19 protein-coding genes and 1 pseudogene are annotated in these 24,739 nt (G+C 63.2%); 10 read left to right on the top strand and 10 right to left on the bottom strand.

From position 1 onward, the window contains the following. Window positions 1-251: 251 nt before the first annotated feature. From ACRCYW_RS10395 to ACRCYW_RS10380, 4 genes are all read left to right on the top strand, one after another. Window positions 252-1,958, top strand: coding sequence for an NAD-dependent malic enzyme (locus ACRCYW_RS10395; protein ID WP_438550035.1), 1,707 nt, complete (start codon window positions 252-254; stop codon window positions 1,956-1,958). A 410-nt stretch (window positions 1,959-2,368) separates the two neighbouring features. Continuing rightward, window positions 2,369-3,607 (top strand): uracil-xanthine permease family protein, encoded by a 1,239-nt coding sequence (locus tag ACRCYW_RS10390; RefSeq protein WP_438550034.1) that lies wholly within the window; start codon window positions 2,369-2,371, stop codon window positions 3,605-3,607. Window positions 3,608-3,761: 154 nt separating this feature from the next. Beyond that, entirely contained in the window at window positions 3,762-4,502 is a 741-nt protein-coding gene (locus ACRCYW_RS10385; protein WP_438550033.1) for a dienelactone hydrolase family protein, read from the top strand. Window positions 4,503-4,654: 152 nt separating this feature from the next. Then, entirely contained in the window at window positions 4,655-5,230 is a 576-nt protein-coding gene (locus ACRCYW_RS10380) for a hypothetical protein (RefSeq protein WP_438550032.1), read from the top strand. An 85-nt stretch (window positions 5,231-5,315) separates the two neighbouring features. On the opposite strand, the gene pgl is transcribed toward ACRCYW_RS10380, so the two are convergent. The 5 genes from pgl to ACRCYW_RS10355 form a co-directional block, all read right to left on the bottom strand. Then, window positions 5,316-6,329: a 6-phosphogluconolactonase gene (gene pgl / locus ACRCYW_RS10375; RefSeq protein WP_438550031.1), complete on the bottom strand. Its 1,014-nt coding sequence runs from the start codon at window positions 6,327-6,329 to the stop codon at window positions 5,316-5,318. Window positions 6,330-6,447: 118 nt separating this feature from the next. Next, entirely contained in the window at window positions 6,448-7,059 is a 612-nt protein-coding gene (locus ACRCYW_RS10370) for a LysE family translocator (RefSeq protein ID WP_438550030.1), read from the bottom strand. A gap of 128 nt (window positions 7,060-7,187) precedes the next feature. Next, on the bottom strand, window positions 7,188-10,511 hold the full coding sequence (mscK, locus tag ACRCYW_RS10365) for a mechanosensitive channel MscK (RefSeq protein WP_438550029.1): 3,324 nt from the start codon (window positions 10,509-10,511) through the stop codon (window positions 7,188-7,190). 147 nt (window positions 10,512-10,658) lie between these two features. Next, entirely contained in the window at window positions 10,659-12,071 is a 1,413-nt protein-coding gene (gene pykF / locus ACRCYW_RS10360; protein WP_438550028.1) for a pyruvate kinase PykF, read from the bottom strand. Between the two features lie 434 nt (window positions 12,072-12,505). Then, window positions 12,506-13,717 carry an RsmB/NOP family class I SAM-dependent RNA methyltransferase gene (locus ACRCYW_RS10355; RefSeq protein WP_438550027.1) on the bottom strand — a complete coding sequence of 404 codons (1,212 nt, stop codon included), beginning with the start codon at window positions 13,715-13,717 and terminating at the stop codon, window positions 12,506-12,508. Window positions 13,718-13,926: 209 nt separating this feature from the next. Between ACRCYW_RS10355 and ACRCYW_RS10350 the strand changes: the two genes are divergently transcribed. From ACRCYW_RS10350 to ACRCYW_RS10335, 4 genes are all read left to right on the top strand, one after another. Further along, window positions 13,927-15,906 (top strand): reprolysin-like metallopeptidase, encoded by a 1,980-nt coding sequence (locus ACRCYW_RS10350; protein ID WP_438550026.1) that lies wholly within the window; start codon window positions 13,927-13,929, stop codon window positions 15,904-15,906. Continuing rightward, window positions 15,903-16,217 (top strand): hypothetical protein, encoded by a 315-nt coding sequence (locus tag ACRCYW_RS10345; RefSeq protein WP_438550025.1) that lies wholly within the window; start codon window positions 15,903-15,905, stop codon window positions 16,215-16,217. The genes ACRCYW_RS10350 and ACRCYW_RS10345 overlap by 4 nt, the downstream gene beginning before the upstream one ends. A gap of 171 nt (window positions 16,218-16,388) precedes the next feature. Continuing rightward, window positions 16,389-17,027, top strand: coding sequence for a pyridoxamine 5'-phosphate oxidase (gene pdxH, locus ACRCYW_RS10340; RefSeq protein WP_438550024.1), 639 nt, complete (start codon window positions 16,389-16,391; stop codon window positions 17,025-17,027). Further along, window positions 17,027-17,986: a LysR substrate-binding domain-containing protein gene (locus ACRCYW_RS10335; RefSeq protein WP_438550023.1), complete on the top strand. Its 960-nt coding sequence runs from the start codon at window positions 17,027-17,029 to the stop codon at window positions 17,984-17,986. Before pdxH ends, ACRCYW_RS10335 begins: the two co-directional genes overlap by 1 nt. A 133-nt stretch (window positions 17,987-18,119) precedes the next feature. Here the strand turns inward: ACRCYW_RS10335 and ACRCYW_RS10330 are convergent, their stop codons facing one another. Genes ACRCYW_RS10330 through ACRCYW_RS10320 form a run of 3 tightly spaced genes read right to left on the bottom strand, consistent with a single transcriptional unit; the run spans window position 18,120 to window position 20,565 of the window. Continuing rightward, window positions 18,120-19,301, bottom strand: coding sequence for a M20 metallopeptidase family protein (locus tag ACRCYW_RS10330; RefSeq protein WP_438550022.1), 1,182 nt, complete (start codon window positions 19,299-19,301; stop codon window positions 18,120-18,122). Next, window positions 19,301-19,750, bottom strand: a complete 450-nt coding sequence (locus ACRCYW_RS10325; protein ID WP_438550021.1) for a hypothetical protein — start codon at window positions 19,748-19,750, stop codon at window positions 19,301-19,303. Before ACRCYW_RS10325 ends, ACRCYW_RS10330 begins: the two co-directional genes overlap by 1 nt. After that, entirely contained in the window at window positions 19,747-20,565 is an 819-nt protein-coding gene (locus tag ACRCYW_RS10320) for a DUF3100 domain-containing protein (RefSeq protein WP_438550020.1), read from the bottom strand. Before ACRCYW_RS10320 ends, ACRCYW_RS10325 begins: the two co-directional genes overlap by 4 nt. A 294-nt stretch (window positions 20,566-20,859) precedes the next feature. Here ACRCYW_RS10320 and ACRCYW_RS10315 point away from each other — a divergent pair, with 294 nt between their 5' ends. Both ACRCYW_RS10315 and ACRCYW_RS10310 read left to right on the top strand, forming a co-directional pair. Next, on the top strand, window positions 20,860-22,098 hold the full coding sequence (locus tag ACRCYW_RS10315) for a GNAT family N-acetyltransferase (protein WP_438550019.1): 1,239 nt from the start codon (window positions 20,860-20,862) through the stop codon (window positions 22,096-22,098). A gap of 157 nt (window positions 22,099-22,255) precedes the next feature. Then, the gene (locus ACRCYW_RS10310; RefSeq protein ID WP_438550018.1) at window positions 22,256-22,762 is read left to right on the top strand and encodes a GNAT family N-acetyltransferase; all 507 of its coding nucleotides are present in this window, start codon (window positions 22,256-22,258) and stop codon (window positions 22,760-22,762) included. 76 nt (window positions 22,763-22,838) lie between these two features. Here the strand turns inward: ACRCYW_RS10310 and ACRCYW_RS10305 are convergent. Together ACRCYW_RS10305 and ACRCYW_RS10300 are read right to left on the bottom strand one after the other, a co-directional pair. Beyond that, window positions 22,839-23,879: pseudogene (locus ACRCYW_RS10305) on the bottom strand (GGDEF domain-containing protein). Window positions 23,880-24,133: 254 nt separating this feature from the next. Then, window positions 24,134-24,634, bottom strand: a complete 501-nt coding sequence (locus ACRCYW_RS10300; RefSeq protein ID WP_438550017.1) for an SRPBCC family protein — start codon at window positions 24,632-24,634, stop codon at window positions 24,134-24,136. Window positions 24,635-24,739 lie beyond the last annotated feature (105 nt).

Here is a 24,739-nt window from a genome sequence, read left to right as displayed (position 1 = left end):
CTCCAGATGGTTGAATCAAGGTGTAGGTCGGCGGCGCACTCCTTGTGCGGGGGCGTTCGCTGGCTGACGATCTTGCGTCAAGGGCGCCGGGCCTGCAACCCAATCCGGGGCTCGGGGCCGAGAATGGCGGGCTTTGGCCGCAGGGTATGGCTGAGGTCACAAAACCGGAAGGCCAAAGGGCTTATGATGCGCTGTTATGAGTCTTGCTCTCCTGCCGAATGGCAACTTCATGTAAATCAAAGAGAATGACTATGGCTACCGGACAATATCTGCTGTGGAAAGACGCACAGGGAGAGGATTTTCGCCCCGTCTCGCTGACAGGCACCAACCTGCTCAACGATCGCAACCTCAACAAGGGCACCGCCTTCACCGAACAGGAGCGGGCCGACTTCGAACTCGACGGCCTGCTGCCCCCCCAGGTGCAGACCTTCGAGGCGCAGCTGGAGCGGGTCTATGAGGCCTTCCTGAGCGCCTGCAGCGACATGGAGAAGTACCAGAACCTGAGGGCGTTGCAGGATCGCAACGAAACCCTGTTCTATGCCCTGCTGTCCCGTCACGTGGAGGAGATGACCCCCATCATCTACACCCCGACCGTGGGCAAGGCGTGCCAAGAGTTCAGCCACCGCTACCAGAAGGCGCGTGGCCTCTACATCACCCAGCACAACGTCGATGACATGGGCTCCCTGGCGCGGCACATGGATGCCAAATCGGTGCGCATCATAGTGGTCACCGACAGCCAGGGCATACTCGGCATCGGCGATCAGGGGGTGGGCGGCATGGGGATCCCCATCGGCAAGCTCTCCCTCTATACCCTGGCCGCCGGCATCCACCCCGCCTGCTGCCTGCCCATCGCCCTGGACGTGGGCACCGACAACCAGGCCCTGCTGGATGACCCCATGTACCTGGGGCAGCCCCATAGACGCATCCGTGGCAAGGAGTATGACGACTTCATCGACAAGTTCGTGGCCGGGGTCAAGCGTCACTTCCCGAACGCCGTCTTGCAGTGGGAAGACTTCAGCAAGTCCAACGCCTTCAACAATCTCTCCCGCTATCAGCAGGCGCTGCCGTCCTTCAACGACGACATCCAGGGCACGGGGGCCGTGGTGCTGGCGGGGATCATCGGGGCGGTCAAGTCCAAGAATGAGACCCTGGGCCAGCAGAACTACCTGGTCTATGGCGCCGGTGCCGGCGGGGTCGGGGTGGCGGATCAGATCTGCGCCGGCATGATCCGCGAGGGGCTGGATCCCCAGGCCGCGCGGGATCGCATCTATATCATGGATACCCAGGGGCTGGTGTGCGACAACCGGGAAGAGCTCGACGAGTACAAGCGCCGCTACGCCAAGCCGGGCCTGCTGCTGGCCCAGTGGGGCGTACAACGCGCCTGCTTGAACGACATTCTGCGCCATGTGCCCATTACCGTGCTGCTCGGTACCAGCGGCTCGGGCGGCGCCTTCAAGGAGGAGCACATCCAGTTGATGCTGGAGCACAGCGATCACCCCATGGTGTTCCCGCTCTCCAACCCGACTGCAAACTGCGAGGCCCTGCCGGAAGACATCTACCGCTGGAGCCAGGGCCGTGCCATCGTCGCCACCGGCAGCCCGTTCAAGGACGTGCACTTCGAGGGGCAGGACTATCGCATCGGCCAGGGCAACAACGTCTTCATCTTCCCAGGGGTGGGGCTTGCGGCCATCGTCAGCCAGATCCGAGAGATCAGCCCGGATATCTTCACCACAGCGGCCTTTGCCCTGGCGGAGTGCGTGAACGAGGCGGATCTGGCCCGTGGCTCCGTCTACCCGCGCATCAGCGATCTGCGCAACATCTCGGTGCATGTGGCGACTGCCGTGCTCAAAGACATAGTGCGCCGGGATCCGTTCCACCCCCTCATCGGCCAGGATCTGCAGCAGCATATCCTGAGTCACATGTGGGAGCCCGTGTATCTGCCCTACAGAAGGGTGTGATGGCCGCGGGTCTCACAGGCCTATAGCCCGAAGCCGGGCTGACACGGAGAAGGGGATGGCCATGCCATCCCCTTTGTCATTGCACCCGGGTCAGGATGGGGGTCAGTGTTGGGGTAAAGATGCGGGACTCAGGGAAATGATCGGGTCGGCGCTCACAATTTGCCCCCCTTGCCAGCCTTGTCAATAAGATCTGGATGAAAAACGTTTTGCGCCGGCCGTAAAAGTGCGTAAAATCGCTTCCTCGATGCTTGTAGCAACGAATCCCGCCTAAAAAGCCAGTTTCATGCCCTCCCCAAGCAGTAAAAGGTAACGAATGACGCCATTTCGTGCGTTTCTTGCCTTGAAGATCTGTAGTGATGACTGGAAAGTGTCAATTATCCCTGTCAGTTATCAAAAAATTAAGGACACCCATGTTTTCCTTGGTCAAGCAAAGTGTCGCCGGGCTGCAAATTCTGTTTGTCGCCTTCGGTGCCATGGTTCTGGTGCCCCTGCTCACCGGACTGAACCCCTCCATGGCCCTGCTTGGCGCCGGTGTAGGTACCCTGCTGTTCCAGCTCTGCACCCGTCGCCAGGTGCCGATCTTCCTCGGCTCCAGCTTCGCCTTCATCGCCCCCATCATCTACGCCACCCAGACCTGGGGCCTGCCCTCCACCATGTTCGGCCTGTTCGCCGCCGGTTTCATGTACTTCATCCTGGCCGGCATCATCCGCGCCCGGGGCATGGGGTTCGTGCACAAGCTGCTGCCCCCCGTGGTGATTGGCCCGGTGATCATGGTGATCGGCCTCTCGGTCGCCCAGGTGGCCTGCAACATGGCCATGGGGCGCGCTGGTGGTGAGCAGGTAGTGCCCCCCGCGACTGCCCTGACCCTGGCGGGCATCTCATTGGCGGTGACCCTGATCGCCGCCGTGTTCTGCAAGGGCTGGATCAAGCTCATCCCCATCCTCTCCGGCGTTATCGTCGGTTATGTGGCCGCGGTCATGATGGGTCAGGTGAGCTTCGATGGCATGGTCAACGCCCCCTGGCTGGCGTTGCCCCACTTCGTGACCCCGGAGATCAACTGGGCCGCCGCCCTGTTCATGCTGCCGGTGGCCATCGCCCCCTGTATCGAACACATCGGCGGCGTGCTCGCCATCGGTGGCGTGACCGGCAAGGATTACACCAAGGATCCGGGCCTGCACCGCACCCTGGCCGGTGACGGCATCGGCGTCTGCTTCGCCGGTTTCATCGGTGGCCCTCCCGTCACCACCTACGCCGAAGTGACCGGCGCCGTGATGATCACCCGCAACTTCAACCCGGTCACCATGACCTGGGCTGCGGTGTTCGCCATCATTCTGGCCTTCTTCGGCAAGTTCAACGCCCTGCTCACCTCCATCCCCATGCCGGTGATGGGCGGCATCATGCTGCTGCTGTTCGGATCCATCGCCGCCATCGGTCTCAAGACCCTGGTGGAGTCCAAGGTGGACTTAGGGCTAGCCCGCAACATCGCCATCGTGGCCGTGACCCTGACCGTCGGCGTGGGTGCCCTCGAGATGAAGATCGGTGACTTCGCCCTGGCGGGCGTGGGCTTGGCCTCGGTAGCCGCCATCCTGCTGAACCTTATCCTGCCGGCTCACTCCGAGATTGGTGCCATGGAGAGTGCCAAGGATTAAGGCTCCATCCTTCATCTGATTCGACAAGAGGCCACCATCCGGTGGCCTCTTGCTTTGTGTCACCCGCCGAGTCGGTGCCGTTTGGGCTTTTGTCCTTCACCCCGGTCCCTGACGGCTACAATCAGGGGCGTCATTACAGGTAGAGGGAAACGCGATGAAGAAGGCATGGATCCTGGCCCTGATCGGGCTGATATGGGGCGGTGCGGCTCAGGCCGGCGCTGTGCGCTACGAGATCGATGGCCAGCAATTCGAGGGCTATTACCTGGCGGCGGGCAAGGGGGCGCCCCTGGTGCTCCTGGTACACGACTGGGATGGTCTGACCGATTACGAGGTCAAGCGGGCCGAGATGCTGGTGGCCCTGGGTTACAGCGTGTTTGCGGCCGATCTGTTTGGGGCAGGGGTGCGGCCGACCGTGGTGGAGGAGAAGAAGAAGCTCACCGGCGCCCTCTATCAGGACAGGCCCAGGATGCGCAAGCTGCTGGCGGGGGCCCTGGCCGAGGCGGGTCGGCAGGGGGGACGGCTCGACAACGCCGTGGCGCTCGGCTACTGCTTCGGCGGCGCCGCCGTGCTGGAGCTGGCCCGCAGCGGCGCCGATCTCAAGGGGGTGGTGAGCGTGCACGGCGGGTTGGAGACCCCGGCTGGCCAGGATTACAAGCAGACCAAGGCCCAGCTGCTGATCCAGCACGGCAGCGCGGATCAGGCGGTCTCCCTCGGGCAGTTCGCGGCCCTGATCGCCGAGCTGGAGAGCGCCGGCATCAGGCACGAGGCGACCAGCTATGGCGGCGCCCCCCACGCGTTCAGCGTGTTTGGCTCCGAGAACTACAGGGCCGATGCCGATGCCAAGTCCTGGCGGCGCTTCACCGAGTTTCTGGGGGAGGTGACCAAGGGCGAGTAGGCTGACCCTATACTCAGTCGACAGGCCCTTGCCCCGCGTGTTCGTCGCAGCGGGCAAGGGATGGCGATGACGGGCCGGCACCCACCGGCTCGCCGTCAGATGGCGGAAAGGGGCCGGCGCCTCTTTTCGGTCAACTGGAAAGGAGTCATGACATGCGTCACTTACGGCTATGGAGCCAGATCCTGCTCCTGTTGCTGCTGGCGGGTTGCGGTGCCAAGGGGGATTCCCCGGCCGAGCAGCGCAGCAGCATCTTGCAGATGCGCGAGCAGGCGCTCTCAACCCTCTATGCCAAGGATGGGAAGATCAGACAGGAAGTGGCCAGATCCAAGGGGTATGCGGTGTTCAGCAACGTGAACAACAACCTGCTGCTGCTCAGCGCCGGCAGCGGCTATGGGGTGCTCCGGGATAACCGCAACGGCCGGGATACCTATATGAAGATGGCTACCGCCGGTTTCGGGGTGGGCATGGGGATCAAGAAATTCCAGGCCCTGATCATCTTCAACGATACCACCGCCCTGGACAGATTCATCACCACAGGCTTCGATGCCAGCGCCCAGGCCGATCTGGCGGCCAAGTCGGCGGACGATGGCAAGGTGGTGGTGAGCGAGGCGGCCAACGCGGACTTCCAGAAGGTGAAGATGTATCAGCTCACCGAGCAGGGGGTGGCGGTGCAGGCCACCATGCAGGGTTACAAGTATTGGCCGGATGAGGATCTCAACGGCAGGTGATCGCCTGTCTGTCCTTGAACGCAGGCGGCGCTCCATGAGCACCGCCTGTTTCTTTATGGCTGTCAGGGCCCTGAGCCCGGATCACTCAGGCGGTGCGCCCATCCAGCGCCAGGACCCTCACCCACATGGCCCCCTTACCCACCTCATGGCGAGCGGCTGGTGTGAGTTGGCCCGTCTCCCCGTCGATGCGGTGCAGGATCAGATCCTCGCACGTCTGCCCGGTGGCGATGAGCCAACGACCGCCGTGGTCGATGGCAAAGCCGCGGGGGCAGGAGGCGGTGGGGAAGTGGGTGAGGACGCTGAGGCTGCCATCCGTCTCGCTCACCCCGAACAGGGTCAGCAGGCTGCTGGCCCGCTCGCTGGTATAGAGGAAGCGCCCGTCCGGGGTGAGGTGCAGGTCCGCCCCCCAACGCTCCCCCTCATAACCCGATGGCAGCATGTCCAGGGACTCCCGCAGCAGGATGCGTCCGTCCGCCTCCCTGTGGTAGCGGTTGAGGGTGCCGTCGAGCTCGTTGAGGCAGTAGAGATCGCCGTTGCTCGGATGCAGTGCCAGATGACGTGGCCCGGCACCGGGGGCTGTGTGCCGATCCCCCAGAGGGTGAGGCACCAGCCGACCCTCTTCACTCAGGGCGAAGCGGCGGATGGCGTCCTCTTTGAGGCTGGCCACCAGCAGCTCCTGCCGCCCCTGTCCATCCACCAGCAGGGTGACCGAGTGGGCGGCCATGAGATCGTCGATGCGCTGATGCATCCCGAGGACCCGGCCGGCTTCATCCATACGGGAGACGCTGAGGTGGTTGAAGGCATAGGAGGCGGCGAAGAAGAGCTGACCCGCCGCATCGGTGCAGGTGTGGGAGGCACTGCCCGCGAGGGGCGCCGAGGCGGGGTCACCGAGGCGGCCATCCGGGCCTATGGGGTAACTCAACACCTTGAAGTCGGGCCGCACCCCGGCATAGAGCCAGCGCCTGTCCGGGCTGATGACCAGAGGCTGCACCTCGCCGCCGGTCTGCACCTGCTGCAGGGGCTGGAGCCCGGAAGCGGTCAGCTCGAAGACATGGATCAACCCGCTCACCGGGTTGGCGATATAAACCACTTGCTGCATGACGCCTCCTGATGGCGATAGGGCCCGCGTGGCGCGGGTGGGATGGCTTGGGGATGGTGGCACAGATGGGGGCTTGAGCCCAGCACGGCCGCGGCCCAATTCCCCTGGCTGGGCGGACTCAGGCCAGCTGTTGCCAGAGCTCCCGCACCACGGGGGCGACGGAGAGGGCCAGCAGCGCCCCCATGGCCTGATTGAAACGGCGGCGGGCCCGCTCGCCGGCGAGCCAGCGCTTGAGCACGGAGCCGAACAGCAGCCAGATGCCGACGCTTGGGAAGGAGATGATGAAGAAGGTCAGCGCTAGGGTGAGGTTCTGCTCATAGAAACCGGCCCCGGCGCTGGTGAAGGCGGCGATGGCGCCTGTGGCCACCACCCAGGCCTTGGCGTTGACCCACTGGAACAGGGCCCCCTTGAGAAAGCCGAGGGGACGGGCCTGCCCCTTGCCCGCCAGTTCGTCCGCCGAACGGGCGATGAGCCAGGCCAGATAGAGCAGGTAGAGGGTGCCCACGCACTTGATGACGAGGTGCAGGGAGGGGAAGAGGGTAAATAGTTGGCCGAATCCCAGCCCCACCAGCAACAGCATCAGGGTGAAGCCGACGCAGATGCCGGCCAGCAGCGGCAGGCTTCTTCGTACCCCGAAGTTGACCCCGGAGCTCATCACCATCAGGTTGTTCGGCCCCGGGGTGACCGAGGAGGAGATGGCAAACAGCACCACGGCATAGAGATAGTCCATTCAATCCTCGCGCTATGACATTCCTTGTCCCCTCTATATTGGGGAGCCCGCCTCCCTTTCAAGGGGAGCCAGGCCGCAAAAAAAACGGGCCCCGTGATGGGGCCCGTTGTGTGTCGAGATGAGCAGGATCAGCTCGCTTCGCCGTTGCGCCGGGGAGGCGGCAGGCTGGTGCGGGACTCAATTTTCTGTTCATCCCCCTGCTGGTTCTTGATGTGCACGTCCATCTGGTTGAAGGCGATGTCGATGCCGTGCTCACGGAACAGCACGTCGATACGGCGGTTCAGCTCATCGATGGCCGGGTTGCGATCCCCGAGCTCGCTCACGAAGAAGCGCAGCTCGTGATCCAGGGTGCTGGCACCGAAGGTGAGGAAGTAGACGATGGGGGCCGGATCCTTCAACACCCGGCTGTTCTCCATGGCTGCCTGCATCAACAGCTTGCGGGTCAGCTCCAGATCCGAGCCATAGGCCACCCCGACCCGGGCGATGACCCGGGTGACGGTGTCCGACAGGGACCAGTTGACCAGCCGCTCTATCATCAGCTGCTGGTTCGGGATGATCACCTCTTTGCGATCGAAATCGGTCAGGGTGGTGGAGCGGATGCGGATCTTGTTGACCGTGCCCGAGATGGTGCCGATGGTGACGGTGTCACCGATCCGGACCGGGCGCTCGAACAAGATGATGATCCCCGAGATGAAGTTGGAGACGATCTGCTGCATGCCGAAGCCGATACCCACCGAGAGGCCGGCGGCCAGCCACTGCAGCTTCTCCCACTGTACCCCCAGCATGGCCAGGGCGGTGAGTGATCCCACCCCGATGAGCGCATAGTTGAGCATGGTGGTGAAGGCGTAGGCGGTACCCTGGGCCAGGCGCATCTTGGAGAGCACCAGCACCTCCAGCAGGCCAGGCAGGTTGCGGGCCAGGGAGAGAGCGGCCCCGAACAGGAAGAGGCCGGTCAGCACATCGCTCAGGCTGATGGGGAAGAGCACGGCGTTGGCGCCAGTCCCCTCGCTCTTGTGCCAGAGCACCACGCTGTCGAGGTAGGTGAAGACCGCCACCAGATCGGACCAGAGCCAGTAGAAGGCGACGCCGAACACCAGCAGCAGCATGATCCGGGTCAGGCGCAGGGACTGCTGGCTGACATCCTCCAGATCCATGGGCTGCTCTTCGATGGCCTCGCCCCCTTCCGCATCTTCCTGGGTCTTGTGCTCACGCTTGGCGACGGCGCGGCGATAGGCCAGGCGGCGGGCTGCCAGCTCCAGGCCTCGCAGGGCGGTGCGATAGACCAGGCTCCAGATGATGATGAGGTAGAAGGACTCAATCAGTCGTCCGGTGAGTTTCAGGGCCGTGTAGTAGTAGCCGAGCGCCGCCAGCACCATGAGCGCCACCGGTGCCAGAGCCAGGGCGACCGCCGTCAGGATCTGCAGCATGCTCGCCTCGCCCTTGATGCGGGCGCGGGAGATGGGCAGCACCAGATAGCCGGCGAGCCCCAGCAGCACCAGGGTCAGGGCCTGACCGATCACGTCGTTGCCAAGAGAGGAAGGCTCTACCACGGCCTTGGTGGAGAGCATGATCAGCGGCAGCAGCGGGATCCACAGGTAGCGCATGCTGGCACGCTTGGCCTGCAGCTCGGCCCTCGGCATGCGGAAGTGGCTCTCGCCGATGCCGCCGGGTCGCATCACCGACAGGTAGACGCTGAACACCAGGTAACCCATGGCCAGGTTCAGGGTGATCTGGAAGATGAGTTTGGGGCTCAACAGGCCGCAATAGGTGAGCAGCAGGCCGGCGGCCAGGATGAAGAGGGTGCCGGGCAGGCGCTGCAGCACTGTGTAGAACAGGGCGCGCGGGGTGTGCCACTGGCTGTCCTGGCGGAAGCGGCCGAGATCCTTGGCGATCTTCTGCTGGCGGGCGATGATGGTCGGCCGTTTCCACAGCAGCAGGCCACCCACCAGCAGCAGCGGGAAGGCGAGCAATGAGATGGGCAACAGCATTTCGCCCCACTTGCTCCAGTCCGGCTTGAGCACCCAGTCGGAGGCCTGCTTGTAAGCCTGTGCGGGCCAGTTGATCAGCCACTTGCCATCGATGGGCTTGTTGCTGCTGACCCAGAAGATGTGCTGCTGCAGGGTGAACTCGATGGAGGCATAGACCCGGCTCAGCTGTTGCTGGGTCAGCTGCAGGCTGATGGCGTTGGTCAGCTGGCTGTCGAGTTGACGGTTCAGCTGATCGAGCAGGCTGATGCGGGTGTCGATGAGCTTGGAGAGGCTCTCCTTGTCCTCTTCGCTGACCGGCTCGCTGCTGCCGGCGATCAGGCTGTCCAGATACTGGGTCTTCTGGAACAGCTGGTCACGCTGCTGGCTCAGCTCGAACTGGGCCAGGTGCAGATCGGCGATCTGCTCCTCCAGGTTCTTCACCAGGGTGGAGGGAGCCGCCTCCAGCTGCTGGTAGAGCTGGTAGAGGATGCGTGACAGCAGCAGGTTGCCCTTGAGCATCTGCACCTGTTCATTTAGGTTGCGCTCGGTCTGGGTACCGCGCTCCAGCCAGCTCTTGGCCTGCAGGTTTTTCTGGGCGAGGGAGTTCAGGTTGGCGGTGGCGCTGATGAGCTGCTGGCTGAGCTGGTGGTTGATCTCCTGCTCTTTTTGCACCAGGGGATTGTCGGCGGTGGCTACCAGCTCGCCGGTCTGCTCGGCGGTCTTCTCGGTGTCGCCGAGGCGCTTGGCGCTGCTCTGCTCCTGCAGGGCCTGCAGCCGTTGCTCCTCGTAGGCGAGGCGAGCGCTCTGGTAGTCCCGCTGCTTGACCACGAGATCCTGCATGCTGGTGCGGTTATCCAGCTCCTTTTGCAGGTTGGCCAGTTGCAAGTCCAGCAGGTTCAGCTCGGTATTGAGCTTCATCTTCTCGGCGCTGCTGATGCTGTCGCCGGAGTTCAACCGGGTGCGGATCTCCTGGCTGCGCTGATAGGCGCGGCTCATGTTGGCCTGGGCCCGCTCCGGCAGTGTCTGCAGGCTGGTGATCTGGCTGCCTATGGTGCCGAGCGCCTCCTGAGATTCCTGCAGATTGGCCATGATCTCGGCCTGGCGGTTCTCCAGCTCGGTCAGGCTCATGGTGGCGTATTCGCTCTTGAGCTGCTCCGGGCTCTTGCCCTGGGTCAGGTTGTCGAGCTTGGCGCCGATCTCCCTGAGCTCGCTGGGCAGTGAACGGACCCGCAGGGTCTGGGCCTTGGCCTTCTCCTGCTCCTTCTCGATGCTGTCGAGCAGGCTCAGGGTATCGGTCAGGAACTTCTGATCCGCCTGCTGGCTGACGGTGAGCGTCTCGGATTTGCCGAGGGCATCGAGGGAGCGCTGAACCGTTGCCCGTTGCGGCACGTCCTGCGCCAGGGCTTGCGGGGCGCAGAGGCTGAAGAGTAAACAGAGCAGCGGCAACCACAGGGCCGAGGCTCTTCTGAACTGTAATGAGGGCATAAAACTTCCGGGTTATTACGCGATATTGTGGAGATTTCTGACTTGACTGAAATCCGCGTGGATTCTAACACCGGGCCGGAGGGGGCAGCAGGGGGGAGGATAAAAAAAACGGCGCCCGCAGGCGCCGTTTGATCGGTTCAGGACTGATTACAGAACGTGAACGGAAGCGGTGTTGGTCGTGCCGCTCGGTACCAGAGCACCGGAGACCATGACGACCACGTCACCCTTCAGACCCATGCCGCTGGCCAGAGCCGCTTCTTTGCCGATGCGATAGAAATCGTCGGTAGAGGCGATGCTGTCAACCACGTGAGCAACCACACCCTTGGTCAGAACCAGCTGGGCAGCAGTCTTCTTGTTGGTGGTGATGGCCAGGATCCAGGCTTTCGGGAAGTACTTGCGGATGGCCTTGGCAGACTTGCCGCCTTCGGTGGCAACCACGATCAGCGGGGCGTCCAGCTTCTCGGAGGTCTCGACGGCGCCCTTGCAGACGGCTTCGGTGATGCGCAGCTTGTTGCTGTCGTTGGCAGCAGACAGGTTGGACGGCATCACGGCATCGGTACGCTCGCAGATGGTGGCCATGATGGTCACGGCTTCCAGCGGGTACTTGCCCTTGGCGGATTCACCGGACAGCATGACCGCGTCGGTACCGTCCAGGATGGCGTTCGCCACGTCGCCGGCTTCGGCGCGGGTCGGACGCGGGTTCTTGATCATGGAATCCAGCATCTGGGTGGCGGTGATGACCACTTTGCGTGCCTTGTTGCACTTGGTGATGATCATCTTCTGGGCGAAGATCACTTCTTCTACCGGGATCTCAACACCCATGTCGCCACGAGCGACCATGATGCCGTCGGAGACAGCCAGGATGTCGTCGAAGTTGTCCAGGCCTTCCTGGTTTTCGATCTTGGAGATGATCTGGATGTTCTCGCCACCGTGGGCCTTCAGGTGCTCACGGATTTCCAGCACGTCTTCTTTCTTGCGAATGAAGGAGGCGGCAACGAAATCAACGCCTTGCTCGCAACCGAAGATGAGGTCGCGCTTGTCTTTCTCGGCCAGGGCCGGCAGCTTGATGGAGACGCCCGGCAGGTTGACACCCTTGTTCTCGCCCAGGTCACCGTTGTTCAGCACCTTGCAGATGACTTCGCGTTCGGTGATCTCGATGACGTCCAGACCGATCAGGCCGTCGTCCACCAGGATGCGGTTGCCGACGCGCAGGTCGTTGGCGAAGCCGGCGTAGGTCACGGCGACCTTGTCCTTGTTGCCAACCACGGTCTGGTCGGTGGTGAAGGTGAAGGTCTGGCCAGCGACCAGAGACACATCGTTGCCACCTTCCAGTTTCATGGTACGGATTTCCGGACCCTTGGTATCCAGCAGGATGGCTGCGTGCTTGCCGGTCTCGGCCATCACTTCACGCAGGTTGCTGATACGGGTGCCGTGCTCTTCGTAATCACCGTGAGAGAAGTTCAGGCGCATGACGTTCATGCCGGCGTCGAGCATCTTGCCGAGCATTGCTTTGGATTCGGTCTTGGGACCTATGGTGCAGACGATTTTGGTCTTTTTCATGTCAGTCTTCATGGTTAAGGAGTTTCCGCCGTGCAATATACACCAGTTTTTGGATACTTTTTATGATCCAGAAACAACGTTTTGAGCTAAAACAGCCTCATTTCACAAGATAACGTTTTCGCTCACGGTTGATTTTAGGGGCTAAAATAATTGGTTTCGCTCACCACAGCCCATTTGGTGCCCATCATCCATGCACAGGGGCGCACCGATCTTATGTAGTTAAATAACAAAAGCGGTTCAAGAAGCGGGCGATGGCATCTGGATGGGCCAGGGTCTGCCGGAGCGCCTTCAAGTGTAGCGAGAAGCCGAGCCGTCGCCAGGCAAAGGGAAGGGTAAAATGGTGGCGGCTGTGCAGGGTAGATGACAAAAGAGGGGCACCGCTGAGATAGCGGTGCCCCTCCTATTAAGCAGCTTTATATAGTGGTGGCAGAGAATCAGCCGATACGCTCGATCCGCGCCATGTAGAAGCCGTCGAAGCCGGTCTCGGCCGGGCTGACGCTGTGATCATCCAGCAACCTGTAGTTCGCGTTGGCAGCCAGGAACTTGTCCACCTGCTGGCGGTTTTCTTCGGGCAAGATGGAGCAGGTGGCGTAGACCAGGATGCCGCCCACCTTGGTCATCTGGCTGTAGCGCTGCAGTATCTCTTCCTGCAGGGCGACCAGCACAGGCAACCGCTCGGCGGTGTCGCGCCACTTGGCATCCGGATTGCGCTTGAGAACACCCAAACCGGAGCAGGGCACGTCCAGCAGCACCCGATCGGCGGTGCCCTTGAGGCGCTTGACGGTCTTGCTGCTCTCGATGACCCGGGTCTCCACGTTGTGGGCCCCGGCGCGGCGGGCGCGTTGCTTGAGGTTCTCCAGCTTCCACTCTTCCACGTCCATGGCGAGCAGACGGCCCTTGCCGTTCATCATGGCGGCCAGGTGCAGTGTCTTGCCACCGGCGCCGGCGCAGGCGTCGATGATGCGCATGCCGGGGGTGACTTCCAGGGCCGCGGCCACCAGCTGGGAGCCCGCATCCTGCTGCTCGAACCAGCCATCGGCGAAGGCCTTGGTGCGGAACAGGGCCGCATCCGAGGTGACCTGCAGGGCGCTCTCCACCCCCTCCACCGGGACTGTGGTGACATGCTCCTTGGCCAGGGCTGCTTGCAGCTCTTCCTTGGTGCATTTGAGGGTATTGACCCTTAGATAACGCTTGGGCATCCAGGCCAGGGCGGCGCGCTCGGCAGGCCAGGCCTCGCCGAGTTGCTCGCTGCCGAGTTTCTCCAGCCAGGTGGGGCAGCCATCCATCAGCACAGGGTTCTTCTTGGCCTCGGTGAGGCGGCGGCGGAAGGCCTCTTCATTGAAGCGATCCAGCGTCGGGTTGTTCGGTTGGGCTATCTTGTGGAAAGCGTGCCAGCTGTGCAGCAGCGGCCAGACGTTCTTCGAGGCTTGGCGTACCTGGATGCCGGTCAGGAAGCAGTAGAGGCTGAGGCGGCGCAGCAGATCGCCGGTGACCAGGGCAATCCTTGCCTGTTCTTGGGGTTTGAGTTCGATGCCGGAGAAGTGACGGGCATAGGCCCTGTCCAGGGTGAGACCCTGAGCCAGCACATCGTCAACGATGGCAACGACCAGATCCCCGAAACGGGGCAACAGTGGGGACTTGAGCATGAGATTAACCTTGGCCAAAAAAGGATGAACCGGCCCCATCACGGAGGGGGTTCTGAAACGGACAAATCCGCGCAATGATAGGGGCTAGACTGAGCCGGTGCAACCATCCCCATTCGGGGAATGTACAGGGGATGGGGCTGGACTAATGACGGCAGCGGGCAAATGATGCCGTGGCAGTTCGGGTGAACGCATTAAAAAGGAATAAAAAGATGCAGTTGATGAAATTCTCCCCGCTGGCATTGCTGGTGGCAGGCCTGATGGCCTCCACCGGTCTGGCCGCCAAGGAGTGGCAGACCCTGGTGGCGCGCGCCACCAATAGCGACGGCTACGAGGTGCGGGCCAATCAATACCGGATAGCCACAGTACCGGTCGGGTACTTCGATGCCCTGAAGGCGGGTACGCGCGAGCTGACCCTGCCCCTGCCGGATGGCAAGGAGGTCGTCTTCGCCCTGCAGCCCTATGATCTGCTGCCTGCCGACCTGGCAGCAAAATATCCCGATATCCTGACCTTCAAGGGGCAGAATATACGATCGCCGACCGACACGGGCCGCTTCGATCTGAGCCCCCAGGGGTTCCACGCCATGTTCAGCCACGAGGGCCGCATGGTGTTCGTCGATCCCCTGCGCAATGGCGAAGGCTACGCCGTCTATTACCAGCAGGATGCCCACAGCCGGCTGGAAGAGGAGGCGGACAAGGTCATCGGCAGCGAAGCCAGGGCGCTGGCGCGTCAGGTGCTGGTGAATGGCAACGAGCGCAAGCGCTACGTCATCGCTGTCTCGGCGGCGGGGGAGTACACCCAGTATCACGGCGGCACGGTGGCGGCCGGGCTGGCAGCCATCACCACCATGCTGAACCGGGTCAACGAGGTGTACCAGCGGGATGTGGCGGCCGAGTTCCAGCTCGCCAGCGGCAACGACACCATCATCTATACCGATGTCGCCACGGATCCCTTCATGAACGATGACAACGACATCGATATCAACGTCAATGTGCAGAAGAGTGCCCAGAGCCTGGCCGGCACCAGGCTCGGCCCCTTCGATATCGGCCACGTGGTCAACACCGGCGGCGGTGGCCTGGCACAGCTCAACTCCCTGTGCGGGGGGGATGAGCGCTCGGCGGGGATGACGGGATCCCCCAATCCGGTGGGGGATGCCTTCTTCATCGACTACGTGGCTCACGAGATCGGCCACCAGTTCGGTGCCGAGCACACCTTCAACGGCACCACGGGCAGCTGTGGCGGCGGCAACCGTTCCCCGGGCCAGGCCTGGGAGCCGGGCAGCGGCAGCTCCATCATGGCCTATGCGGGGATCTGCGGGGAGGAGAACCTGCAGGCCAACAGCCTGCCCTACTTCCACAGCAAGTCCATCGAGCAGATGCGGGCCCACATGGCCACAGTGCCGAGCTGCGGCACGGCCCTGAGCCTGACCAACAACGCCCCCCAAGTCGCCGCCGGCAGTGATTATGCGATCCCGGCCAACACCCCCTTCGTGCTCAAGGGGGCGGGCGCGGATCTGGATGGGGATCCCCTCTCCTACACCTGGGAGCAGATCGATCTGGGCAACGCCTCGGTCAGCGCCGCCAGCATGATCGACGACGGTACCCGCCCGATCTTCCCCTTCGTGGCCCCCACGGCGGTGCCGGAGCGCACCCTGCCGAGCCTGCCCTCCCTGCTCACCAATACCCTGGTGAAGGGGGAGGCCTGGCCGACGACCAATCGGATGCTGAACTTCCGCCTCACGGCCCGGGATGGCAAGGGCGGGGTTGGCAGCGACGAGATGCAGATCCAGGTGGTCAACACCGGCCAGCCCTTCCGCCTGACCAGCCCGCTGGTGACCCCCCTGGCCGCCGGTCACAACCAGACCATCGGTTGGGCGGTGGCGGGCACCAATGCGGCACCCATCAACTGCAGCACGGTCGACATCGCCATGACCCGTGACGAGGGGGCGAGCTGGACCCTGGTCGCCGGCGGCCAGCCCAATTCGGGCTCGGCGAACGTGGCCATTCCGGCCGGCAGCGACGGCACCGCCCGCCTGAGGGTCGCCTGCAGCGACAACCTCTTCTTCGCCATCAGCCCGTTCAAGCTCTCCGTGACCCAGCGGGTGGAAGAGAGCGGTGGCGGCGGCGGTGGTACCCTCGGCCTCTGGACCCTGGCCCTGGCGCTGCTGGGTTGGCAGCGGAGACGGGGATGAGAGCCGGTTACGCCCTGCTGCTGGCCCTGCTCACCGGTTGTCAGGCGGATGCCGGCACCCTGGAGCAGGCGGTGGAGCAGAGTCTGACCCTGCAGGATTACCGGCTGATCGTGCGGGCCGGGCGCGGCGAGGTGGCGCCAGGTATCCCGGCCGAGGAGCAGGCCGAGGCCAAGGCGCGCTGCGGCGTGCGCTACCTCGACGGCCTGGGGGATGTGATCCGCCCCGAGCAGAAGGAGGAGCATGCCAGGCTCAGCGCCTATGCCGCCGAGTACAACAGGCACATGCTGGCCCACTGTCCTCCCATAAAATAGCCGCAGGAGAAACAATGGCGGGCCTGGCTGGGTCAAGGATCGGGGAGGCGCAAGCCTCCCCGCTTTTTTGGGCGGCCGTTTGCGGGGATGCGGGCTTGAACCCCGCCCCCGCTCGTCGCACAATGCCCCCATGCAGGCCGCACTGGCGGCAAAGAGAGAAGGAAAATCAAGATGATGGATGTAGCCGATCTGCGCCGTGAGTACACCAAGGGTGGATTGCACCGGGCCGATCTGCCGGCCCAGCCCCTCGAGCTGTTCGAGAAGTGGCTGGCCCAGGCCTGTGAGGCCAAGCTGACCGATCCCACCGCCATGGTGGTGGCGACCGTGGACGCGGACGGCCAACCCTGGCAGCGCACCGTGCTGCTCAAGCACTACGACGCCCTGGGCATGGTGTTCTACACCAACATGGGCAGCCGCAAGGCGGGTCAGCTGGAGGGCAACCCCCGCATCAGCCTGCACTTCCCCTGGCACCCCCTGGACCGCCAGGTGCACGTCACCGGCCGGGTGGAGAAGCTCGGCACCCTGGAGGTGATGAAGTACTTCCACAGCCGCCCGAAAGACAGCCAGATCGCGGCCTGGGTCTCCCAGCAGTCCTCCCGCATCTCGGCGCGCGGCGTGCTGGAGGCCAAGTTCCTCGAGCTGAAACAGAAGTTCGCCAAAGGGGAGGTGCCGCTGCCTAGCTTCTGGGGCGGCTATCGGGTCGTCATCGACACCGTGGAGTTCTGGCAGGGTGGGGCCCATCGCCTGCACGATCGCTTCTACTACAGCCGGGAAGGAGAGGGCTGGCACATCGAGCGTCTGGCTCCCTGATGAACATCGCCCGTCTCAAGAACTTCACCGAGATAGTGAAGAACAACTTCAACATCTCGGCGACGGCGGAGAAGCTCTACACCTCCCAGCCGACCCTCAGCAAGCAGATGAAGATGCTGGAGGATGAGCTGGGGCTGGCGCTGTTCACCCGCAAGGGCAAGAACCTCATCGGCCTGACCCCCATGGGGGAGCAGGTGATGGAGCTGGCCAAGGGGGTGGTGGCCCAGGTGGATCAGATTGGTCAGCTCTCCTCGCGCGAGCAGCTCGCCACCAGCGGGGTGCTGCGCATCGCCACCACCCACACCATGGCGCGCTACAAGCTGCCCGCCGCCATCACAGAATTTTCCCGTCGCTATCCCGAGGTCAGCCTCCATCTGCATCAGGGGGCGCCGGCTCAGCTCGCCCAGATGGTGCAGAACGGGGACGTGGAGATGGCTATCGCCACCGAGTCCATGCACCTGTTCGACGAACTGGCCACCGTCCCCTGCTACCGCTGGGGCCGCAGCGTGGTGGTGCCCCACGGCCATCCGCTCATCGACTGCCAGCCGCTCTCCATGGGGGATCTGGCCCGCTACCCCCTCATCACCTATGTGTTCGGCTTCACCGGCCGCTCCAAGATGGACGTGGCGTTCGGCCGCCACGGTCTCAGCCCCCGCATCGTGCTGACGGCGACGGACACCGACATCATCAAACACTATGTGCGCCTCGGCATGGGGGTGGGGGTGATCGCCTCAGCCGCCTTCGACGAGGGGGACAAGGAGAGCCTGGTTGCGCTCAACATCGATCACCTGATCGCCTCCAGCGTGGTCCACGTCTGCCTGCGCAGGCACGTGCACCTGAGGGACTACATGTATGACTTCATCCATCTGCTGGCCCCCCACGTGAGCCGGGAGACGGTGCAGCTCTCCCTCCTCAATCAGCCCCAGGCGACCAATTTGGCGACCCTGCCCTGGCTCTGACGCCGGGGCATAAAAAAAGAGAGGCCAGTGGCCTCTCTTTACATTGGGTTGCAGGTTTTTACGCCGCCCGGGTCGCCAGATTGACGAAGATCCGGGCGCCGATCAGCGGGCTGCCGCCGATCCTCCTTGCCCGTCAGTCGGTCCTGGTCGCCAGATTGACGAAGATCTGGGCCCCTATCAGCAGGCAGTCGTCGTCCAGGTAGTAGGGGTTCGCATGCAGGTAGTTGCAGATCCCCTTGGCCTGGCAGCCGCTGCCGAGGAAGAACATGGCTCCCATGCGCCCCGGCGTGGCGTTGATCATGTAGCTGAAGTCCTCGCTACCGGTCATGGGCTGGCCCTGGGCATTGATGCCCTCGGCGGGCAGCACGGGGCTCGCGGCCTGACGCAGCCGCTCGCAGGCGGCGCCGTGGTTCTCCACCGCCGGGTAGCCGGCATAGACCATGCTGGTCTTGAAGCCGCGCAGCTCGCTCTGGGCGACCATGTCCTTGAAGCTGTTTTTCAGGATCTGATCCGTCTCGGCATCCATGGCGCGGATGGTGCCACGGGCCTGCACGTGATCGGCCACCGCATTGGGGATGGTGCCGCCGTTGATCATGCCGCAGCCGAATACCGCCGGGCTGAAGGGGCTGGTGCGCTTGGCTACTATGTAGTCCATGTCTTCGATGATGCGCACCGCCTCGCGGATGGCGTCCAGCCCCTTGTGGGGAGTCGAGCCGTGGGCGGAGATGCCGTGCACCTCTAACGTCCAGGCCGAGCCCCAGGAGGACATGACCCCCTGGTTGAACTTGATGGTGCCGGTCTCCATGGCGCCGTCGTTGTGCAGGGCGTAGACCTCGTCCACCCCCTCCATGCAGCCGAGTTCCACCATCTTGCCGGCCCCCGGCACCCGCATGTCCTCTTCCGCCATCTGGAAGATGATGCGCACATTGTATTGCAGCCGATCCTGGTGAGCGGCCAGGAACTTGGCGGTGGTCAGCGCGATCGCCATGTGGGAGTCGTGGCCGCAATTATGGGCCATCCCCTCGTGGGTGGACTTGAACGCCACCTCGCTCATGTCGTGCATCTCGAGGCCGTCCATGTCGGCGCGAAACGCGATGGTGGGCAGGCTGGGGTCTATGTGCAGATCCCCGTGAAAGCCGGTGAAGCCCGGGTAGTCGGTGATCTGGTAGCCGAACTGTTCCATCAGCTGGCGGCAATAGGCCGAGGTCTTGAACTCGGCGCCGGAGTATTCCGGGATGCTGTGCAGGTGGTGGCGCACCTCGCAGCTGAAATCACGCAGGGCGAGCAGGTCAGGTTCGATATGGTAGTCGTGCATCAGATGATCCCTTGAATGGAGAAGCCGAGTTGGGCAACCAGCGAGGCGCCGAAGAAGCAGCAGGTGGAGACGATCATGAAGATGAGGATCACCTTCCAGGACATCTTCTTGAGCTCCTCGAGTTGACCGCCGACGGAGAGGCCGGCGAAGGCCAGGAGCGGCACGCAGCAGGAGAGGAAGGAGATCTTCGCCACCGCGTCGATGAAGAGGCCGCGCACCGGGGTCTCCGGCAGGCAGATGAGGATGCCGATGATGGTCGCATAGGCGAAGGCCGGCAGGGAGGAGGGCAGGTAGCGCTTGGTCACCAGGGAGGCGAACACCACCAGGGACATGGCGACGAAGCTGTCCCCCATCTGCCACAGCGGCAGGCCCGTGGTCAGGGTCTGGGTGAACATGGCCAGCAGGATCGCCAGGAAGACGAAGCGCATATCCATCACGATGCTTTTCATGCTTGCTCTCCTTTGGAAGAGATGGCGAAGATCTTCTCGGCAAGGGGCAGTCCCAGATAGGTGAGGGAGAGGGCGCCGAGGGCCGATGAGAGCAGGTTGGAGGCAGCGGCGATACTCAGCACCTGCTGGGCCAGCGCCTCGTCCAGACCGTTGATGAGGGCGCCTGAGGCGGCACTCAGCATGGATCCCGAACCCACCCCTGAGCCGGCGGCCAGGGCCAGCGGATGTAGGCCGGTCAGCGGCGCTATGCTGCCGAGCACGCTGAACCAGAGGGTGCCGATGACGGAGCCGCATAAGTAGATGGCGAGCACACCTATGTACTCCTGGGAGCCGGTGCCGAACTTGCCCTGAATGACCGCGACCGAGGGTTCACGGCTGATGGAGGAGCAGGCCCCGATGGCGCGGCGACCGAAGCCGAACTTCACCGCCAGCGGGATGGCGATGAGGATGGGCAAGAGGTTGCCTATCTCCTGCAGGAAGAGCGGCACCCCGACGCTCAGGATCATCTTGAGGTTGGGGATGATCATGCCGGCATACTGGGTACCGAGGATCAGCAGGCTGAAGCCCACCATCTTGCCGCAGAAGCCTTCCTCCTTTTCGGTGAAGAGCTTCTTCCAGCCGGGGATGCGATCCTTGACCGGTTTGGCGGAGACTATCATGCCGATGATGACGGCGAACAACATGGGCAAAATGGGGATGATGGCGATGCCGATCTTGATCTCCTGTTTCCCAATCAGATACTGGGCCACGAAGATCAGCAGGGCGGTCGCCAGGGTACTGACTAACACCGTCTTGAGGGGAGTGGTTTGCTGCATAGTCTTTTCTCTTGTTATGCATGGTTATTCATGAACCCGCGCTGGTGGTGCATGATGTGGCCATGATAGGAAGGGAGAGACCCCATTAATGTGACCTTCATCAAGGCGGACATATGGCATTTTTTCATGGGGTATGCCGTTTAACCATGATAAAAATAGGGTTTAACAGCCGGTTAGCAGGCTGTCATGCTAGCGGTTGAATCGTGGCCCGTGACGGGACGCAGGGTGAGGAAGTTGCATACGGCAGGCCCTCCAGAATGCCCTGCCATCACAACGGTGCACCTTGGGGGAAGGATGGAGCTATTGATTGAAGGGGGCCTCTGGCGGCCCCATTGGCTGGCGGCCCTGCAGGCATGGCGCGGGCAGGGGCACAGCTGGCAACTGCTGCAGAGCAAGCGGGCCGGGCGGGATCCACAGATCCCGGCTCCCTGGGCGGCCTGCCCGCCGGACGGCATCCTCTCGGCCAGCGCATTGCTCGCCGCCTGGCTGGACGGGGACGAGGCCCCCGTGATGGCGGTCGATCCGAGCCGGCAGATCCTGATCTGCACCTCCAGCGCCCTGCTGATCCTGGCCAAGGAGAGCGGTCTGCTCACCCTGGGGCCCGTGGGGGCGGATCTGACCCTGGGGCCGGACGACGATCTGGCCGTGGTGCTGGAGAGGCTGCTCGCCCGGCGCCTCTCCATCCCCGAGCTGCGTGAGCCGGGCCCGGGAGCCCTGGTGTTGCGCCCCTTGCGGGCGGAGGATGAAGCCGAGATCGCGCGCTACTGCGCCGACGGCGCGCTCGCCCGCTATACCCTCAACATTCCCCACCCCTATCCGTCGGAGGCGGCCCGGGACTGGCTCGCCATGAGCGGGCGCAAGGCCGCTCTCGGCCTTGGCCGAACCTGGGCGCTGAGCCTGCCAACCGGATCTGAACCTGCCCCCTTGCTCGGGGTCATCTCGTTGCACTGGAGCGGGGAGCTCGCCTGGTGGGTGGGGGTCCCCTGGCAGAACCGGGGGCTCGCCACCCGGGCGGCGACCCTGGTCAAACGCTTTGCCTTCGAGCAATGGCAATTACCCGCCCTGACGGCCCGCCATATGCCGGACAACCTGGCCTCCGGCAGGGTGATGGCCAAGATAGGCATGCACTGCTGCGGGGTTCGGGCCGGGACTGACGGTCAGGGGACGCTCAGCCACTGGCGACTGGATCGCGCCCCCATCCTGTCCGCCCCCCTGCGGGCTAGCCTGATCCCCTGGCTTGAGGATGAGAGGGTAGTGGTGGCCATACTGCACGGCCCCTGGGAGCGGGAAGGGAGTGGTAATACCCCAGAGCTGGCGCTCTTTATGGATGACGAGATGGATGGCGAGGGGCAGGACGGCACACCTGGGCGGGCGACGGCCGGGCTGGTGGTGAGATCCCATCCCGTCTCATGGCTAGAAGGGGAGGGGCCCCTCTCCTGGACTCATGGGGATGGCGTGCTGCTCAAGGAGCGGGGAGAGCTTGGCCTCAACTATCTGCTGGTTCTGAGGGATCCAAGACGGGGGGATCGCTGATACCGCATCGGGTGGGATGAGCGGGTCGCGCGGGGGCCGTCCCCGCGGCCGCATTCGTTTTCCTGAGTCCGGCCTCCCATTTTCGGATAAAGCCATTCAGGTCGGGGGCCACTTGTGTGGAATAATGGCCGCCCTGCCGTACGAGGAGTTATGCCCTATGTTGAGAACCGAGCGTCCCGGCGACATGCTGCCAGTCTATGAGCTGGTGAGCGCCGCCTTTGGCCGATCCGATGAGGCCGAGCTGGTTAATCGCCTGCGCGAATGTGGGGCCGCCGTGGTCACCATGGTCGAGGAGGAAGAGTACGAGTTCATGGGACACCTGATGCTGAGCCCGATCACCATTAACGGTCAGGAGGGGCCCTGGCTCGGCCTGGCGCCGGTGGCCGTGCACCCGGACTGGCAAGGACAGGGCATCGGCTCGGATCTGGTGCGCGAAGGCTTGGACACGGCGCTGGAGATGGACTGGAAGGCGGTGGTGGTGCTCGGGGATCCCGCCTACTACGCCCGCTTCGGCTTTCGTCCCGCCAGCGAGTTTGGCCTGAACTGCATCTACGAGGTGCCCGCCGACTGCTTCATGGCGATGGAGCTGCAGCCCGGTGGCCTCGCGGGGTTATCGGGGGAGGTGCTCTATCACCCCCTGTTTGACGAGATGGAAGAAGAGTAACGCAGCGACCCTCTCCTGAGTCCAGGATGCCGCTCCCCAAGGGGAGCGGCATCTGTTTTGGGTCGTCGGAAAGCCGTCAGGAGGATTGCTGCTTGGCCTCGTACATCGCCTTGTCGGCCCCCTCGATGAGCTCGTTGGCGGTGACGAACTGCTCATTCCCCGTCACGCAGATGCCGATGCTGATGGAGTACTCGGGGTAGGCGGTGGTGAAGGCGGCCTCGATACGATCGCCGATGTGCAGGGCGGTGGCCCGGCTCGCCTCCGGCAGGATGACGCAGAACTCGTCGCCACCGATCCGGCAGGGGAAGTCCGACGCGCGACAGCTCTCGGTGATCGCCTGTCCCAGGGTTTACAGGACTTCATCCCCCTTCGCATGACCGAAGGTGTCATTGATGAACTTGAACTTGTTGACGTCGATGTAGATCACCGACAGGAAGCTCTTGCGGCGGATGGCCGCATTGAGTTCACGCATGATGGTGCGATGCATGGCCCGCTTGTTGTAGAGCTCGGTGAGGGGGTCCCGCTCCGCATGGGCGCTCAGGATCTTGGACTTCTCCTCCAGCTCGCGGGCATAGGTCTCCATCCGCTTCTTGGCATTCTCGACCGCACTCAGCAGGGTGCCGATATAGGTGTCGAACACCAGTGCGGTGTCGAAGCTGATGAGCTTGTCGAGGGCCCGCAGCACCTGGGGCAGCTCGGACGGGTTGGCCATGTGCTCGATCAGCACGTCTTCCACCAGGTATTTGAGGGTACAGCTGGCGGAGAGGTAGAGCTTGGGCTCGACGCCGATACGCTTGTGCACCAGGCCGATCCGCAGGCGGCTGTTGACATAGGCGTTGTCGTAATGGCCTGAGAACAGCTCCTGGATGTAGCGGCGCTGGGCGTTGCGCAGCCGCTGCAGGGTGTCGGCGTCGCCGATCAGCAGAGCTATCTCGTCAAATTGCGTCTGCTTGTCGTAGAACTTGGCGACTAGGCTGTCCAGATGCTGTTCTATGATGGGCTGCTGCTGCGCCAGCAGATCCAGCTCCCCCTGGGTCAGCTTGAAGAGCTCCATCCGGCGTTGGATTTCGATCTCATTGATGTTGAATTGCTCAAGCAGTGTTTTCTCGATCAACATGGCTACCTCATGTTCCCCGGCTTGGGGCCGGGTATGGTTCTTATTATGTGTTATCTCGTGATGGGGCAGGGAGGACATTCCCTGCCGGAGGCGATACTTCCATGAATAGCCGGTGTTGATGAAGGTTTCAATATTATCTGTTTGTTTTTATTGATAAACACAGCTGAACGGAGGGCTTTCATCCCTGCCGGGCGAGAGGCGACAGCCCGCGCCATGGCCCCGCCATTTCGGCTTGGAAAGGCCGAGGTTGCCCATCACTGTGCCAGGGCCTTGAGCTGCTGCCGGGTGGGGGGATTGCTCCAGTCGATGGGGCCGTGGGTGAACCTGTATTGCAGTCTGGGGAGGCTGATCTCCAGCCACTCTTCCCGGAAGTAGGCATAGCCGAGGTCCCAGTCGGGATCGTTGGCCCAGCCGGTCTGCAGGAAGTGGAGGCGGGTGCCCTGGCCCTCCGGCACGAAGCGCAGGCTGATGAGGGTCTTCTGCTGGCGGATATGGGGAAACTGGGTGGGGAAATTCCAGCTGAAGCTGAGCAGGTCGTGAGGCATCACCGCCATCACCCGGCACCCCTCGCTGCCTCGCTCACCCAGGGGGGCATCCGGCCGGAAATAGATCTCGAACGGGCCGTTTGGCTCGGCCACCATCAGGCACTCTGGTGCCAGAAAACTGCGCAATCCGCTCTCCGTGGTCCAGGCGCGCCAGACATCGTCGATGTGGGCCGGAACCAGAATGCTGCCTTCTATCTGCTTGTTATCCATAAATCAGTGAACCTCGAACCAGTCATGGATGGGACCCAGGCAGTATAGTCCCTCGGGCGATAAAATAGGCAGCCCTGGGTCACGCATTATGTATTCAAGAGGGTC

The organism is Aeromonas sp. (assembly GCF_051657805.1).
GTDB lineage: Bacteria > Pseudomonadota > Gammaproteobacteria > Enterobacterales > Aeromonadaceae > Aeromonas.
Note: the sequence above shows the minus strand (reverse complement) of the source record. Positions and strands in the feature narration are given on the sequence as shown.